12 protein-coding genes and 1 riboswitch are annotated in these 14313 nt (G+C 67.3%); of the genes, 9 read left to right on the forward strand and 3 right to left on the reverse strand.

What is annotated here, in order from left to right:
• Positions 1 to 53: 53 nt before the first annotated feature.
• Positions 54 to 228: riboswitch (FMN riboswitch) on the reverse strand.
• Between the two features lie 140 nt (positions 229 to 368).
• The 3 genes from BLU17_RS24050 to BLU17_RS24060 all read right to left on the reverse strand — a co-directional run bounded on the left by BLU17_RS24050 (position 369) and on the right by BLU17_RS24060 (position 2892).
• Positions 369 to 1073, reverse strand: a complete 705-nt coding sequence (locus BLU17_RS24050) for a helix-turn-helix domain-containing protein (protein WP_092002375.1) — start codon at positions 1071 to 1073, stop codon at positions 369 to 371.
• Between the two features lie 200 nt (positions 1074 to 1273).
• A complete protein-coding gene (locus tag BLU17_RS24055) occupies positions 1274 to 2461 on the reverse strand; it encodes an MFS transporter (RefSeq protein ID WP_092002378.1) in 1188 nt (395 codons plus the stop codon).
• A 38-nt stretch (positions 2462 to 2499) separates the two neighbouring features.
• Complete coding sequence (locus BLU17_RS24060) at positions 2500 to 2892, reverse strand: VOC family protein (protein WP_092002381.1); 393 nt, start codon at positions 2890 to 2892, stop codon at positions 2500 to 2502.
• A gap of 125 nt (positions 2893 to 3017) precedes the next feature.
• Between BLU17_RS24060 and BLU17_RS24065 the strand changes: the two genes are divergently transcribed.
• The 9 genes from BLU17_RS24065 (at position 3018) to glyS (ending at position 14291) form a co-directional block, all read left to right on the forward strand.
• Positions 3018 to 3989 carry a LysR family transcriptional regulator gene (locus tag BLU17_RS24065; protein WP_092002384.1) on the forward strand — a complete coding sequence of 324 codons (972 nt, stop codon included), beginning with the start codon at positions 3018 to 3020 and terminating at the stop codon, positions 3987 to 3989.
• Between the two features lie 263 nt (positions 3990 to 4252).
• Positions 4253 to 5638 carry a tRNA (N6-isopentenyl adenosine(37)-C2)-methylthiotransferase MiaB gene (gene miaB, locus BLU17_RS24070; RefSeq protein WP_092002387.1) on the forward strand — a complete coding sequence of 462 codons (1386 nt, stop codon included), beginning with the start codon at positions 4253 to 4255 and terminating at the stop codon, positions 5636 to 5638.
• Positions 5639 to 5672: 34 nt separating this feature from the next.
• Positions 5673 to 6794 carry a PhoH family protein gene (locus tag BLU17_RS24075; protein WP_092002390.1) on the forward strand — a complete coding sequence of 374 codons (1122 nt, stop codon included), beginning with the start codon at positions 5673 to 5675 and terminating at the stop codon, positions 6792 to 6794.
• A gap of 33 nt (positions 6795 to 6827) precedes the next feature.
• A complete protein-coding gene (gene ybeY, locus BLU17_RS24080; RefSeq protein WP_092002393.1) occupies positions 6828 to 7289 on the forward strand; it encodes an rRNA maturation RNase YbeY in 462 nt (153 codons plus the stop codon).
• A 9-nt stretch (positions 7290 to 7298) separates the two neighbouring features.
• Positions 7299 to 7982 (forward strand): gamma-glutamylcyclotransferase, encoded by a 684-nt coding sequence (locus BLU17_RS24085; protein ID WP_092002396.1) that lies wholly within the window; start codon positions 7299 to 7301, stop codon positions 7980 to 7982.
• Positions 7983 to 8145: 163 nt separating this feature from the next.
• Positions 8146 to 9039 (forward strand): CorC family transporter, encoded by an 894-nt coding sequence (locus tag BLU17_RS24090; RefSeq protein ID WP_092002398.1) that lies wholly within the window; start codon positions 8146 to 8148, stop codon positions 9037 to 9039.
• A 177-nt stretch (positions 9040 to 9216) separates the two neighbouring features.
• Positions 9217 to 10935 (forward strand): apolipoprotein N-acyltransferase, encoded by a 1719-nt coding sequence (gene lnt, locus BLU17_RS24095; protein ID WP_092002528.1) that lies wholly within the window; start codon positions 9217 to 9219, stop codon positions 10933 to 10935.
• 223 nt (positions 10936 to 11158) lie between these two features.
• The gene (gene glyQ, locus BLU17_RS24100; protein ID WP_092002530.1) at positions 11159 to 12166 is read left to right on the forward strand and encodes a glycine--tRNA ligase subunit alpha; all 1008 of its coding nucleotides are present in this window, start codon (positions 11159 to 11161) and stop codon (positions 12164 to 12166) included.
• 16 nt (positions 12167 to 12182) lie between these two features.
• On the forward strand, positions 12183 to 14291 hold the full coding sequence (gene glyS, locus BLU17_RS24105; RefSeq protein WP_092002401.1) for a glycine--tRNA ligase subunit beta: 2109 nt from the start codon (positions 12183 to 12185) through the stop codon (positions 14289 to 14291).
• Positions 14292 to 14313 lie beyond the last annotated feature (22 nt).

The raw sequence follows: 14313 nt of genomic DNA on the forward strand, positions 1-14313 counted from the left end.
GACGCCGGCATATCGGCCAAAGCGCCGCGGCGGATGGGCAAACATGACCATCTGCACATCTTCTTTCATCCGGACTGTAACCGTCGGCTCTGGCTTCGCACCAGATCTGCTGACCCTGCGCACGACATACATGAGACTCGCGCAAGCGCTCGCGGGCTCGCCGGCCTTGCCTTGCGGCGCGGCCGGCATACCGCCGGTGGGGAATTTCACCCCGCCCTGAAGACGCACTGATTACCGGATCAACCGGCGGGCAAAGGATACAACAGGCCGCACGATCGTGCAGCGCAAAAAAGCGCGGCCGGACAATTTCTTCGGAGCGCGGCTTATGCAATGCGGCATAGCCAGAACGGCAGGACGAACGCTCTCACTCATGCCGGCTGCGCCGCCACTGCTTCGTCCGTCCCGGCCGATACCGCTGTTCCGGCTGCGGCGGGCACGTCCCAGCGTGGCGGCGTCTCGGCGTTGAGCGTGACGCGGAACACACGTGCTTCGGTGTCGCCGGGATTGCGCAGGCTGTGCGGCTGGTCGGCGTCGAACACGATCGCGTCGCCGGTCGCGAGCAACTGGCGTCGGTCGTGCACGCTCACTTCGAGCGTGCCTTCGCTCACCACGAGGTTCACCGTCGTGCCTGGCGGGCGGCGCACGCCGACTTCGGTATGCAGGGGCGCGATGCGCAGCTCGTGGAATTCGGCGGCAGCGGGCTGCCCGTCCGGATAAAGCGCGCGCGCCGAATATCGGCCATCGGCGGAAACGAGGCGCGGCGCGCGCTCGGCGGGCAGATGCTCGAAGCCATTCACGGCATGCCGCCGCAGGAACGCCGAGACCGAAACCTTCAAAGCCGCCGCGACCTTGCACAGCACCTTGATCGACGGCACGCTGCGCGCCGACTCCACCTGCGCGAGCATCGCGCGCGAGACGCCCGAAGCGCGTGCGAGCGCATCGAGCGAAAGCTGGCGCTCGGCGCGCAGCCGCGCGAGATTCACGCCCACGAGGTATTCGAGCGTGTCGTAAGTTCCTTCGTTGTGCGCAGCATCGGGCTGCGCGTCGCGCACGAGCGCGAGGGGTGAACGCATGGCTGTCTCCGGGCGCGCCGCGCGAAAAGCGGCGCAAGAGCATGAATGGAGGCAAGACTAGCATCGCGACCTGGCGCGCCCAACGAAGTTATCTTCACACTGTTATCAGCATTGCAGAGCGCGATTACGGGATTGCTTTCGCGCCCTGCGTATAAGGCCCATCCGTTCCATAAGACGGCCGAATCAGACGGCCGCATCGCTCACGCATCCTGGCGCGCCGTCATGCTCGCGCCACGCAGCGGTGCGCCGCGTGCGTCGAGCCGCGCCGCCGCCCACGTGAGCAAGAGCGCCGCCAGCGAAACCGCCGCGGCCACCCACGGCAGCGAATCGAGCGCCACGCCGTGCGCGATGGCGAGGCCGCCCATCCACGCCCCCATCGCGTTGCCGACGTTGAACGCGCCGATGTTCAGCGTCGAGGCGAGATTCGGCGCCGCCGCGGCCTTCGCGACCACGCGCATCTGCAGCGGCGGCACCGTCGCGAACGCGGCGATGCCCCAGACGAACACCGTGACCGCAGCCGGCCAGATCGCGTGGCTCGTCTTCGTGAAGATGGCCATGACGACGGCGAGCATCACGAGAATGCCCATGAGCGACGGCATCAGCGCGCGGTCCGCGAGTTTGCCGCCCAGCGTGTTGCCGAGCGTGAGCCCGACGCCGAAGAGCACGAGCATCAGCGTCACGCCGCGCGGCGTGAAGCCGCTCACCTGCTCGAGAATCGGCGCGATGTAGGTGAACACGACGAACACGCCGCCAAAACCGAGCACCGTCATGCCGAGCGCGAGCCAAACGCGCGGGTCGCGCAGCACACGCAGCTCGTGGCCCAGGCCCGCGGGACCGCTATCGTGGTGATTGGGCACCAGCGCCGTCACGCCGACGAGCGAAATCACGCCAAGGCCGCTCACGATCCAGAACGCGACGCGCCAGCCGAACTGCTGGCCGACAGCCGTGCCGAACGGCACGCCCAGCACGGTGGCGAGCGTGAGGCCGGTGAACATCAGCGCGATCGCGCTCGCCCGCTTTTCCTGCGGCACGAGCGAAGCGGCCACCACGGCGCCGATGCCGAAGAACGACCCATGCGCGAACGAGGCCACGACGCGCGCCACCATCAGGAGCGAATAGTTCGACGCCACGGCGCACATCACGTTGCCGACGATGAACACGCCCATCAGCAATTGCAGCGCGAACTTGCGCGGCATGCGGCTCGTGAGCGCCGCGAGCAGCGGCGCGCCGGCTGCGACGCCGAGCGCATAGCCGGTCACGAGCAGGCCGGCGGCGGGAATCGTCACGTTCAGGTCGCGCGCGACGTCGGGCAGCAGGCCCATGATGAGGAACTCGGTGGTGCCGATGGCGAAGGCGCTGATGGCCAGCGCGAGCAAGGGGACAGGCATCGAAATCTCCGAAAAAGCAGCCTTGGATCCGAACGCTTTCAGGCCGCCGCGCCAACGGGCATCGACGTTATGAATTCGACGACGACGCCGGGCGCGAGCGCGACGAAGAGCTGCAACTCCGCGCTCGCGGGCACTTCGGCGCGCTGACAGGGCACGCGGTACGCGGAGAGCCGCTGAACGAGCGCGCGCCACTCGTCGCCTGACGCCACGCGAAACGCCACGTGATCGATGCGCGGCGCGACGAGCGCCGCCGTTTGCGCGGGCGCGGTCGCATCGACCAGATGAACGACCGGACGACCGTTCGCGTAAAGCCAGTGGCCGTCCACGCGAAACGGCGGACGCGGGCCGTCTTCGAGGCCGACGACGTCGCAAAAGAAGCGGCACGTGCCTTCGAGATCGGGCGTGACGAGGGTGACGTGGTCGAGTTGCATGGCAGTGGCGGTACGCCTTGGCGCGACGGTTGTCCTGAAAACACGTGCATTGTCCAGCCTACGCATGAATTTGATAATTAGCGTAGCATTTGAATCATTTTCAATAATTTTCTAAAAATCACGCGATGGACAACCTCGGCGACGTGCGCCTTTTCGTGGAAGCGGCGCGCCTCGGCAGCCTCTCCGCGGCGGGCCGCAAGCTCGGCCTCACGCCCGCGGCGGCCAGCGCGCGGCTCGCGCGGCTGGAGGCTGAACTGCACGCGCGCCTCTTCGACCGCACCACCCGCCAGTTGCGCCTAACCGACGAAGGCCGTCTCTATCTCACGTGCAGCGAGCACGCGCTGCGCTCGCTCGACGACGCCAAGGCGGCCTTGCAGGAGGGCCAGAACGCGGTACGCGGCAAGGTGCGCATTTCGGCCACGTCGGATTTCGGCCGCAATCTGCTGATGACGTGGCTCGACGAATTCCGCGACCTCTACCCGGACGTGCGTTTCGCGCTGATGCTAACCGACTCGCTCTCGAACCTCGTGCTCGAAGACATCGACCTCGCCATCCGCTTCGGCACGCCGCCGGACAGCTCGCTCGTGGCGCGCTGGCTCGCGCCGAACCGCCGCGTGCTGTGCGCCTCCCCCGCGTACCTCGAGCGCCACGGCGAGCCGCGCGAGCCGAACGATCTGGCCCGCTTCGACTGCATCGTGATCGGTTCGGCGGCGGGGCCCGTGAACGAATGGCGCTTCACGCGCGGCGACGCCGCGCAGACGTACACCGTGCCGCTCGACGGCGCGCTCGAATCCACGGACGGCGAAGTGGCGCGCCAGTGGGCGCTGTGCGGCTACGGCCTCGCGGTGAAGTCGATGTGGGACGTCGCCGACGACTTGCGCGCGGGGCGGCTCAAGATCGTGATGCCCGAGTGGCGCTACCCGGACGCACCGCTGCACGCGCTCTACCACCGCAACCGCTTTCTCGCGCCCCGCGTGCGGGCGCTGCTCGATTTCCTGACCGGGCGCTTCGCGCAGACTTCCGGCGAACTGGAGGCGCTGGTGCCCCGCACGGACCCCGCCGAAGCGATGCAAAGCCGCAGACGCAAACGGCTATAATGCTGGATTGCGCGCAAAGCGATCCGCCGCCGCGTCGATATCCGCCAAATATCGGCAAAAACCCGGCAAAAACAAGCCGATGAGCCCGCGAGCCGGTGAAAAAAACCGGCGGGGAAAATCCGGCGCACGGGCAAAAAAGCGGGCAAAGGCGGAGCGGCCTCGACGCACCCCGTCCGGCCCCCAAAACACCGTAGTCCTGACATGCATACCGTGCATCAAGCGGACGACGCCCCCAGGTCAACCACTGCGAACGGCGAAACCCGATGACCAAGAAAGTTTATGTAAAGACCTTTGGCTGCCAGATGAACGAGTACGACTCCGACAAGATGGTCGACGTACTCGGCGCAGCCGGTGGCCTCGTGAAGACCGACACGCCCGAAGACGCGGACGTCATCCTCTTCAACACCTGCTCTGTGCGCGAAAAGGCGCAGGAGAAGGTCTTCTCCGATCTCGGCCGCGTGCGCGAGCTGAAGGAAGCGAACCCGAACCTGCTGATCGGCGTGGGCGGCTGCGTGGCGAGCCAGGAAGGCGCGGCGATCGTGGCGCGCGCGCCTTACGTGGACCTCGTGTTCGGTCCGCAAACGCTGCACCGCCTGCCGCAGATGATCGACGCGCGCCGCGCCTCCGGCCGCGCGCAGGTCGACATCACGTTCCCCGAAATCGAGAAGTTCGACCATCTGCCGCCCGCGCGCGTGGAAGGCCCGAGCGCATTCGTCTCGATCATGGAAGGCTGCTCGAAGTACTGCAGCTACTGCGTCGTACCCTACACGCGCGGCGAAGAAGTCTCGCGACCGCTCGACGACGTGCTCACCGAAATCGCCGGCCTCGCCGACCAGGGCGTGCGTGAAGTCACGCTGCTCGGCCAGAACGTCAACGCTTATCGGGGCAAATTCGGCGGCGCCTTGACGGCCGGCACGCACGACGTCGCAGACTTCGCCACGCTCATCGAGTACGTCGCCGAGATTCCGGGCATCGAGCGCATTCGCTACACGACCTCGCACCCGAAGGAATTCACGCAGCGCCTGATCGATGCCTACGCGAAAGTGCCCAAGCTCGTGAGCCATCTGCATCTGCCGGTGCAGCACGGCTCGGACCGCGTGCTCATGGCGATGAAGCGCGGCTACACCGTGCTCGAATACAAGTCGATCATCCGCAAGCTGCGCGCGATCCGCCCGGACCTGTCGCTCTCCACGGACTTCATCGTCGGCTTCCCCGGCGAGACCGAGGAGGATTTCCAGAAGATGATGGCGCTCGTCGACGAAATGGGCTACGACACGAGCTTTTCGTTCATCTACAGCCCGCGCCCCGGCACGCCCGCGGCGAACCTCTCCGACGACACGCCGCGCGAGGTGAAGCTCAGGCGCCTGCAGCACCTGCAGGCCACGATCGAAGAGAACGTGCAGCGCATCAGCCAGTCGATGGTCGGCCGGGTCGAGCGCATTCTCGTGGAAGGCCCTTCGCGCAAGGATCCGGGCGAGCTCTCGGGCCGCACCGGGAACAACCGCGTCGTGAACTTTCCGGCGCCGCTCGCCTCGCATGCGCGCCTGCTCGGCCAGATGATCGACGTGAAGATCAATCACGCGTATCCGCACTCGCTGCGCGGCGAACTCGTGCTCGCGCACGAAGACGCTTCGGCGCTCGCGCACTAAGCGCCAAACCGGAATTCAGGAGTTCAGAGACACCTTGAAGCCCAATCAGCAGCATCTGGAATTCACCGCGCCGCGCGACGACAATGCGCGGCTCGCCAACCTCTGCGGCCCGCTCGACGAAAACCTGCGGCAGATCGAACAGGCGCTCGACGTGACGCTCGCGCGGCGCGGCCATCGCATCAGCATTCGCGGGCGCGGCGCCAGGCTCGCGCTCGCGGCGCTCGAAAACTTCTACAACCAGGCGCGCGATCCGCTCTCGGTCGACGACATCCAGCTCGCGCTCGTCGAGGCGCGGCATCCCGGCAATCCGGCGAACGATCCACGCGGCAATGGCAACGGCGGGGTGCGCGGCAACGCCAATGGCGGGAACAACGGCGGCAACGACGCCGCGGAAATCGACCCGCGCTTCCGCGGCGACCCCGATCATCCGTTCGACGAACCCGCGCGCGAGGGCTTCGAAGCCGAGGAACCAGGCCCGAAGCTCTACACGCGCCGCGCCGACCTGCGCGGCCGCACGCCCGCGCAGCGCGAGTATCTCAAGCAGATCATTTCGCACGACGTGACGTTCGGCATCGGGCCGGCGGGCACCGGCAAGACCTATCTGGCCGTGGCCTGCGCCGTGGACGCGCTCGAGCGCGACCAGGTCAAGCGCATCGTGCTTACGCGTCCGGCCGTGGAAGCGGGCGAGCGGCTCGGCTTCCTGCCCGGCGATCTCGCGCAGAAGGTCGATCCGTATCTGCGTCCGCTTTATGACGCGCTCTACGATCTGCTCGGCTTCGACAAGACCGCGAAGATGTTCGAGCGCCAGATGATCGAGATCGCGCCGCTCGCCTACATGCGCGGGCGCACGCTCAACCACGCGTTCATCATCCTCGACGAGGCGCAGAACACCACACCCGAGCAGATGAAGATGTTTCTCACGCGGATCGGCTTCGGCTCGAAGGCGGTCGTGACGGGCGACACCACGCAGGTGGATCTGCCGCGCGGCCACAAGAGCGGGCTCATCGAAGCGCAGCAGGTGCTCGCCAACGTGCGCGGCATCGCGCTCACGCGCTTCACGAGCGCGGACGTCGTGCGCCATCCGCTCGTCGCGCGGATCGTCGAGGCGTATGACGCGCACTCGAAAAAGGACGAAGGCGTTGGCGACGCCCGCTGACGCGCGATCGCGTCTGACAAGCAATCACGCAACATGGCCCGCGCACCCAAACTCAAACTGACCATGCAGTTCCCCGCCGCGAAGGCGTTCCCCGAGCACAAGGCCGCGCTGCCGCGCGCCACCGTGGCGACATGGCTCAGAGCCGCGCTGTTCGCCGACGCCGAGCTGACCGTGCGCTTCGTCGACGCCGAAGAGGGCCGCACGCTCAACCGCACGTATCGCGGCAAGGACTACGCGACCAACGTGCTCACCTTCGCTTACGCGGAAAGCGAGGACGATCCGGTCACGGGCGACCTGATCCTGTGCTGCTCCGTGGTGGAGAAGGAAGCCGCCGAGCAGGGCAAGCCGCTCGCCGCACACTACGCGCACCTGCTCGTGCACGGTGCGCTGCATGCGCAGGGTTACGATCACGAAAACGAGGCCGAAGCCGAGGAAATGGAAGGCATCGAGACCGAAGTGCTTAACTCGCTAGGCTTTCCCGATCCGTACAGGTAGCCCGCCGCCATGAACGACAAGCGCACGCCCGACTTCGCCGAACCCTGCGCGCCGCCCGGGGAAAGCGACGCGCGCGTGCCCTGTCCCGGTTATCCGCCGGCGCTGGGCGAGTCGCGTCTGCTCAGCGAAGACGAACTGCGCGTCTCGCTCGCGTGCACGCTCAAGGACTGGGACGGCGCAAGCGACCTCTGGCTCTTCGGCTATGGCTCGCTGATCTGGAACCCTGGGCTCCCCACCATCGAGAACGTCCGTTCGCGCGTGCATGGCTATCATCGCGGGCTGTATCTGTGGTCGCGCGTGAACCGCGGCACGCCGGAGCACCCCGGCCTCGTGCTCGCGCTCGACCGTGGCGGTTCATGCGCGGGAGTCGCGTTCCGGCTTGCCGCCGAGGGCGTGATGCCGCATCTCGAAGCGCTCTGGCACCGCGAGATGCCGATGGGCTCGTACCGCCCCGCGTGGCTGCCATGCGTGCTCGCCGACGGCCGGCGCGTCGCGGCGCTCGCCTTCGTCATGCGGCGCGACGTGGCGTCCTATACCGGCAAGCTTTCCGAGGCGACCGTGCGCACCGTGTTCGGCTGCGCATCCGGCCGCTACGGCACGACGCTCGATTACGTGCGGCGCACCGTGGACGCGCTGCGAGAGAGCGGCATGCGCGACCGCGCACTGGAGCGGCTGCTCGCACGCTGCGCGTGACATCGGCGCACCGGCATGCGGTTTTTTCGTCCACCGCGCGGCCGGCGCCCATCTGTGCCAGGATTGACTACGTCCGCGCGACACAGTCGCGTCGCAGCCATGTTGTATCCTTAACCCTCCGCAACAGCGCGCCCTGCCCCCAAGCGGCCAAGGGCGCACCACCATGAACGACTCTTATCCCAGTCGACGACAGACCGACAAACCGCAGGAAAAGCGCTCCCTGCTCGAGCGGCTGACCGACTTCATCTCGCCCGAGCCCGATTCGCGCAGCGAACTTCTCGAAATCCTTCAGGACGCGCACGCGCGTAATCTGATCGACGCCGACTCGCTTTCGATGATCGAAGGCGTGTTCCAGGTATCCGAGCTCTGCGCTCGCGACATCATGGTTCCACGCGCCCAGATGGACGCGATCAACATCGCCGAAAATCCTGACGAATTCATTCCGTTCGTGCTCGAGAAGGCGCACTCGCGCTACCCCGTGTACGACGGCAACCGCGACAACGTCATCGGCGTGCTGCTCGCGAAAGACCTGCTGCGCTACTACGCCGAAGAGGAATTCGACGTGCGCGGCATGCTGCGCCCGGCCGTGTTCATTCCCGAATCCAAGCGCCTGAACGTGCTGCTGCGCGACTTTCGCCAGAACCGCAATCACATCGCCATCGTCGTCGACGAATACGGCGGCGTGGCGGGCCTCATCACGATCGAGGACGTGCTCGAGCAGATCGTCGGCGACATCGAGGACGAGTACGACTTCGACGAGGAAAGCGGCAACATCATCGCCTCGCCCGACGGGCGCTTCCGCGTGCGCGCGCTCACCGAAATCGAGCAGTTCAACGAGGTGTTCGGCACCCATTACTCCGACGAGGAGGTCGACACGATCGGCGGCTTCGTCACGCATCACTTCGGGCACGTGCCGCATCGCGGGGAGAAGGTGCGCATCGACGACCTGATCTTCGAGGTATTGCGCGCGGACGCCCGCCAGGCCCACATGCTGCTCGTGCGGCGCGACCCGATGGCCGGCCAGCGCGAAGCCGCACTGCAGCCGCCGGGCACCTGACGCACAAGCCGCCCCGGCGCGAACGCCAGCCTTCGGGCTGGCGTTTTGCCTGGCCGCCGCGATGCCGCGATCCGGCCCCCCAGCCCCGTCCCGATGGCGACGCACGAAAATGCTATCGTTGCGCTCGTCGCGCAATCCGCGCTTTCGGCATCAAAGCCGCACTTCACCGCACCCCGTATGGCCGAACCGATCGACACCCGCACGCGCGCCGAAGCGCGTGCGCCCAAAACCACCGGGACCGCCGTCAGCGCCAGCGCCGCCGCGAACGGCGCGGAGCGCCGCGCGCTGCCCGTCTGGCACTACCTCGCCGCGGCCGGGCTGGGCGCGCTCAACACGCTTTCGTTCGCTCCCACGCCGCACGGTGGCTGGCTCGCCATCGCGATCTTCGCGCTCTTCTACTTCTGGCTCACGTGCACGACGGGATGGAAAAGCGCACTCTTCACGGGCTGGGCGTTCGGCTTCGGCAATTTCGTGAGCGGCGTGTGGTGGCTCTATGTGAGCATGCACTTCTACGGCGGCATGCCCGCGGTGCTCGCGGGCGCGGCGCTCGTGCTGTTTTCGCTCTATCTCGGCATGTACCCCGCGCTCGCCGCGCTCGTCTGGTCGTTCTGCGCGGGGCACGCGAAGAACGGACGCAGCGGTGACTTGCCCTTCTCGCCCACGTGGCACGGCGCCTTCGCGTTCGCAAGCGCGTGGGCGCTCGGCGAATGGGCGCGCGGCTACGTGTTCACCGGCTTTCCCTGGCTCTCGAGCGGCTACGCGCAAGTGGGCGGACCGCTCGCCGGCTTCGCGCCGGTCGTGGGCGTCTACGGCGTAGGCTGGGTGCTCGCGCTGGTCGCGGCGCTCATCGTGCAAGCGTGCCTGCGGGCGCGGGACCTGAAGCGTCGGCGTGGCGCCCAGGCGAGCGCCGCGGTCGCGACGCCGGCGCTCATCGCCGTTGCCGTGATCGCCGCCGGGCTGCTGCTCTCGCTCGTCTCATGGACGCAACCCTCCGGCACGCCGCTCACCGTGCGGCTGCTGCAAGGCAACATCAAGCAGGAGATGAAGTTCTCCGAGTCGGGCATGATCGACGCGCTCGCCGAATTCCAGAAGCTCATCACCGAAAAACCCGCCGATCTCGTCGTCACGCCCGAAACGGCGGTGCCGGTGCTCGTGCAGGAAATCCCCGAGAAGTTCGGCCGCGACATCCGCGCGTTCGCCGACGGTACCGGCACCGCCATCCTGTTCGGCGCCGTGGGCGGCACGATCACGCCCGACGGGCGCGTCATCGACTACACCAACAGCCTCTTCGGCATCACCCCGGGCCAGAACGGGCTCTATCGCTACGACAAGCACCACCTCGTACCTTTCGGCGAATTCGTGCCATGGGGCTTTCGCTGGTTCGTCAATCTGATGAACATCCCGCTCGGCGACTTCGCGCGCGGCGCGCCCGTGCAGCCGCCGTTCCTCGTCCACAACCAGCCCGTGGCCGTCGACATCTGCTACGAGGACATCTTCGGCGAGGAAATCGCCCGCACCGTGCGCGAGAATCCGGTCTCGCCCGGCGTGCTCATCAATTCTACGAACCTCGCATGGTTCGGCGACACCATCGCGCTCGACCAGCATCTGCAGATCGCGCGGATGCGCTCGCTCGAAACCGGCCGGCCTATGCTGCGCGCCACCAACACGGGCGCGACGGCCGCCATCGACGCCCGCGGCCGCGTGATCGCGCGCCTGCCCACGTTTACGGCCGGCTCGCTCGACGTAAAGGTGGAGGGCACGAGCGGGTTCACGCCATACGTGACGAGCGGCAACAACACGGTGATCGCCGTTTCGCTCCTGTCGCTGGCGTTCGGCTTTGCGTTCGGCCCGGCGTTCAAGGGCAGGACGGAACGCCGGCAGGCAAGCACGAAATAAGGCGCGCGCAACGACCTGCCCGAGCCGCGCCTGGGCGCCCGAACCCCGCCCAGGTCTCAAGGCCCCGGCAATCCGGTAAAATTCAACGTTTTAGCACCAGGCCGCCTCCCGGCCCGGGGCCACGCAAGGGCGCATGGCGGCCGTGCCGCAGCGCCCGCGCGCGAGCGCCTGGCGGGGCCGCCGCATTCCGCCCCCGAAAGCCCGAAAGACACTGCAGGCACACATGCTCACGTTTCAGCAAATCATCCTGACGCTCCAGTCTTACTGGGACAAGCAGGGCTGCGCGCTGCTCCAGCCGATCGACATGGAAGTCGGCGCCGGCACCTCGCACGTCCACACCTTCCTGCGCGCGATCGGCCCCGAGCCGTGGCGCGCGGCCTACGTGCAGCCCTCGCGCCGCCCGAAGGACGGCCGCTACGGCGAGAATCCGAACCGCCTCCAGCACTACTACCAGTACCAGGTGGTGCTCAAGCCCGCGCCGGAAAACATCCTCGACCTGTATCTCGGCTCGCTCGAAGCGCTCGGCTTCGACCTGAAGCAGAACGACGTGCGCTTCGTGGAAGACGACTGGGAAAACCCCACGCTCGGCGCCTGGGGCCTCGGCTGGGAAGTGTGGCTGAACGGCATGGAAGTCACGCAGTTCACCTACTTCCAGCAGGTGGGCGGCCTCGACTGCAAGCCGGTGCTCGGCGAGATCACCTATGGTCTCGAACGGCTCGCGATGTATCTGCAGAAGGTCGAGAACGTCTACGACCTCGTCTGGACCGAGTGGGAAGAGCAAGGCCCGAACGGCCCGGAAATGCGCCGCCTCACCTACGGCGACGTCTATCACCAGAACGAAGTCGAGCAATCGACGTACAACTTCGAGTACGCGAACGTCGACCTGCTGTTCACGTTCTTCAACGCCTACGAGAGCGAAGCGAAGCGCATGATGGAGCACCAGCTCGCGCTGCCCGCCTACGAACTCGTGCTCAAGGCCGCCCACACGTTCAACCTGCTCGACGCGCGCGGCGCGATTTCCGTGACGGAGCGCGCGGCCTACATCGGCCGCATTCGCGCGCTCTCGCGCAGCGTCGCGCAGGCGTACTACGAATCGCGCGAGAAGCTCGGCTTCCCGATGCTCGGCAACCCCGTGCATGGCGTGCCCGGCCTCACCACCGACGCACAGGACGCCGCGATGCCCGCCTGGGCGCCGCCGCTGAAGGTCGAACGCAAGTTCGCCGAGGAATGACCGGATCCCAAGAACAATGACTCAAGCTCATCACGCCACCCTCCTCGTCGAACTGCTGACCGAGGAACTGCCGCCGAAGGCCCTCGCGCGCCTCGGCGACGCTTTCGCCGAAGGCATCGCGCAGCGCCTCGCCGCGCGCGACCTGATCGAAGGCGATCTGTCGTTCGAACGTTACGCCACGCCGCGCCGCCTCGCGGTGACGATCAGGAACGTGCGCAGCGTCGCGCCCGAAAAACAGGTGCGCGAAAAGGTGCTGCCCGTCTCCGTCGCGCTCGACGCCAACGGCCAGCCCACCGCGCCGCTCGCGAAGAAGCTCGCGGCGCTCGGCTTTCCCGACTTCCCCGTGAGCGACCTCGAACGCGCGAGCGACGGCAAGAACGAAGCGTTCTTCCTGCGCTACGCGGCGCCGGGCGCGACGCTCGCCGACGGCCTGCAGGCCGTGCTCGACGAAGCGCTCACGAAGCTGCCGATCCCGAAGGTCATGACCTATCAGCGTCCGGACGGCAGCAACGTGCAGTTCGTGCGTCCCGTGCATCGCCTGACGGTGCTGCACGGCGACCAGGTCGTGCCCGTCACGGCATTCGGCATCGACGCCGACGACACCACGCGCGGCCACCGCTTCCTCTCCGAAGGCCTGATCGCCATCACGCACGCCGACGACTACGCGCACACGCTACAGCACAAGGGTTTCGTGATCGCGAACTACGCCGAGCGGCGCGAATCGATCCGCTCGCAACTCATCGAACAGGCGGGCAGCGACAAGGTCGTGATGCCCGAAGCGCTGCTCGACGAGGTGAATTCGCTCGTCGAATGGCCGGTCGTGTACGCGTGCAAATTCGAGGAGGAATTCCTGCAGGTGCCGCAGGAATGCCTGATCCTCACGATGCAGACGAACCAGAAGTATTTCGCGCTCACCGACGACCAGGGCCGCCTGCGCTCGCGCTTCCTGATCGTCTCGAACATCGCGACCGATACGCCGGTCGAGATCGTCGAGGGCAACGAGCGCGTCGTGCGCCCGCGTCTGGCCGACGCCAAGTTCTTCTTCGAGCAGGACAAGAAGAAGCCGCTGGCCGACCGCGTGCCGCTGCTCGCCAACGTGGTCTATCACAACAAGCTCGGCTCGCAGCTGCAGCGCGTGGAGCGCCTCGAAGCGCTCGCGGGCGAGATCGCGCGGCTGGGCGGCGCCGGTGCTGACGCCGAACAACTCGCGAAACGCGGCGCGCGCCTCGCGAAGGCGGACCTGCTGACCGACATGGTCGGCGAGTTCCCCGAGCTGCAAGGCACGATGGGCACCTACTACGCGCGCCACGACGGCGAGCCCGAAGAGGTGGCGATCGCGTGCTCCGAGCACTACCAGCCGCGCTTTTCCGGCGACGCGCTGCCCGCCACCGCGACTGGCACGATCGTCGCGCTCGCGGACAAACTCGAAACGCTCGTCGGCATCTGGGGCATCGGCCTCGCGCCGACCGGCGAGAAAGACCCGTTCGCGCTGCGCCGCCACGCGCTCGGCGTGCTGCGCATTCTCGTCGAGAAGCAGTTGCCGCTCGACCTCGTCGAGCTGCTGCGCGCCACGTACGCGCAATTCGCGAACGTGCCGGCCGTGGCCGATCCGACCGCCGCGATCTACGAGTTCTGCATGGACCGCCTGCGCGGCCTGCTGCGCGAACGCGGCTACGCGGCCGCCGAGATCGACGCGGTGCTCGCGCTGAACCCCACGCGTCTCGACGACATCGTCGCTCGCCTCGACGCCGTGCGCGAATTCGCGGCGCTCGTGGAGGCGGCCTCGCTCGCGGCCGCGAACAAGCGCATCTCGAACATCCTCAAGAAGTCCGAGGGCGCGCAAGACGCGGGCGTGCAGATCGCGCTCTTCGTCGAGGCCGCCGAGAAGGCGCTCTATGCGCAGCTCGAACAGGTCGCGCCGCGCGTGGAAACGCAACTCGCCGCGCGCGAGTACACGGGCGCGCTCACGGCGCTCGCGGCGCTGCGCGAAACTGTCGACACGTTCTTCAACGACGTCATGGTCAATGCCGAAGACCCGGCGCTGCGCGCGAACCGCCTCGCGCTCCTGAAGGCGCTGCACCGCCAGATGAACAGCGTCGCGGACATCTCGCGGCTCGCGGCGTGATGCCGGCCTTCCACTGAGCGCG

Source organism: Paraburkholderia lycopersici (genome assembly GCF_900096975.1).
Lineage (GTDB): Bacteria > Pseudomonadota > Gammaproteobacteria > Burkholderiales > Burkholderiaceae > Paraburkholderia > Paraburkholderia lycopersici.

Excerpts from the sequence above, each read along its gene's own strand:
- BLU17_RS24050 (WP_092002375.1), bottom strand. The coding sequence starts at position 1,073 with ATGCGTTCACCCCTCGCGCTCGTGCGCGACGCGCAGCCCGATGCTGCG.
- BLU17_RS24055 (WP_092002378.1), bottom strand. The coding sequence starts at position 2,461 with ATGCCTGTCCCCTTGCTCGCGCTGGCCATCAGCGCCTTCGCCATCGGC.
- BLU17_RS24060 (WP_092002381.1), bottom strand. The coding sequence starts at position 2,892 with ATGCAACTCGACCACGTCACCCTCGTCACGCCCGATCTCGAAGGCACG.
- BLU17_RS24065 (WP_092002384.1), top strand. The coding sequence starts at position 3,018 with ATGGACAACCTCGGCGACGTGCGCCTTTTCGTGGAAGCGGCGCGCCTC.
- miaB (WP_092002387.1), top strand. The coding sequence starts at position 4,253 with ATGACCAAGAAAGTTTATGTAAAGACCTTTGGCTGCCAGATGAACGAG.
- ybeY (WP_092002393.1), top strand. The coding sequence starts at position 6,828 with ATGGCCCGCGCACCCAAACTCAAACTGACCATGCAGTTCCCCGCCGCG.
- BLU17_RS24085 (WP_092002396.1), top strand. The coding sequence starts at position 7,299 with ATGAACGACAAGCGCACGCCCGACTTCGCCGAACCCTGCGCGCCGCCC.
- BLU17_RS24090 (WP_092002398.1), top strand. The coding sequence starts at position 8,146 with ATGAACGACTCTTATCCCAGTCGACGACAGACCGACAAACCGCAGGAA.
- lnt (WP_092002528.1), top strand. The coding sequence starts at position 9,217 with ATGGCCGAACCGATCGACACCCGCACGCGCGCCGAAGCGCGTGCGCCC.
- glyQ (WP_092002530.1), top strand. The coding sequence starts at position 11,159 with ATGCTCACGTTTCAGCAAATCATCCTGACGCTCCAGTCTTACTGGGAC.
- glyS (WP_092002401.1), top strand. The coding sequence starts at position 12,183 with ATGACTCAAGCTCATCACGCCACCCTCCTCGTCGAACTGCTGACCGAG.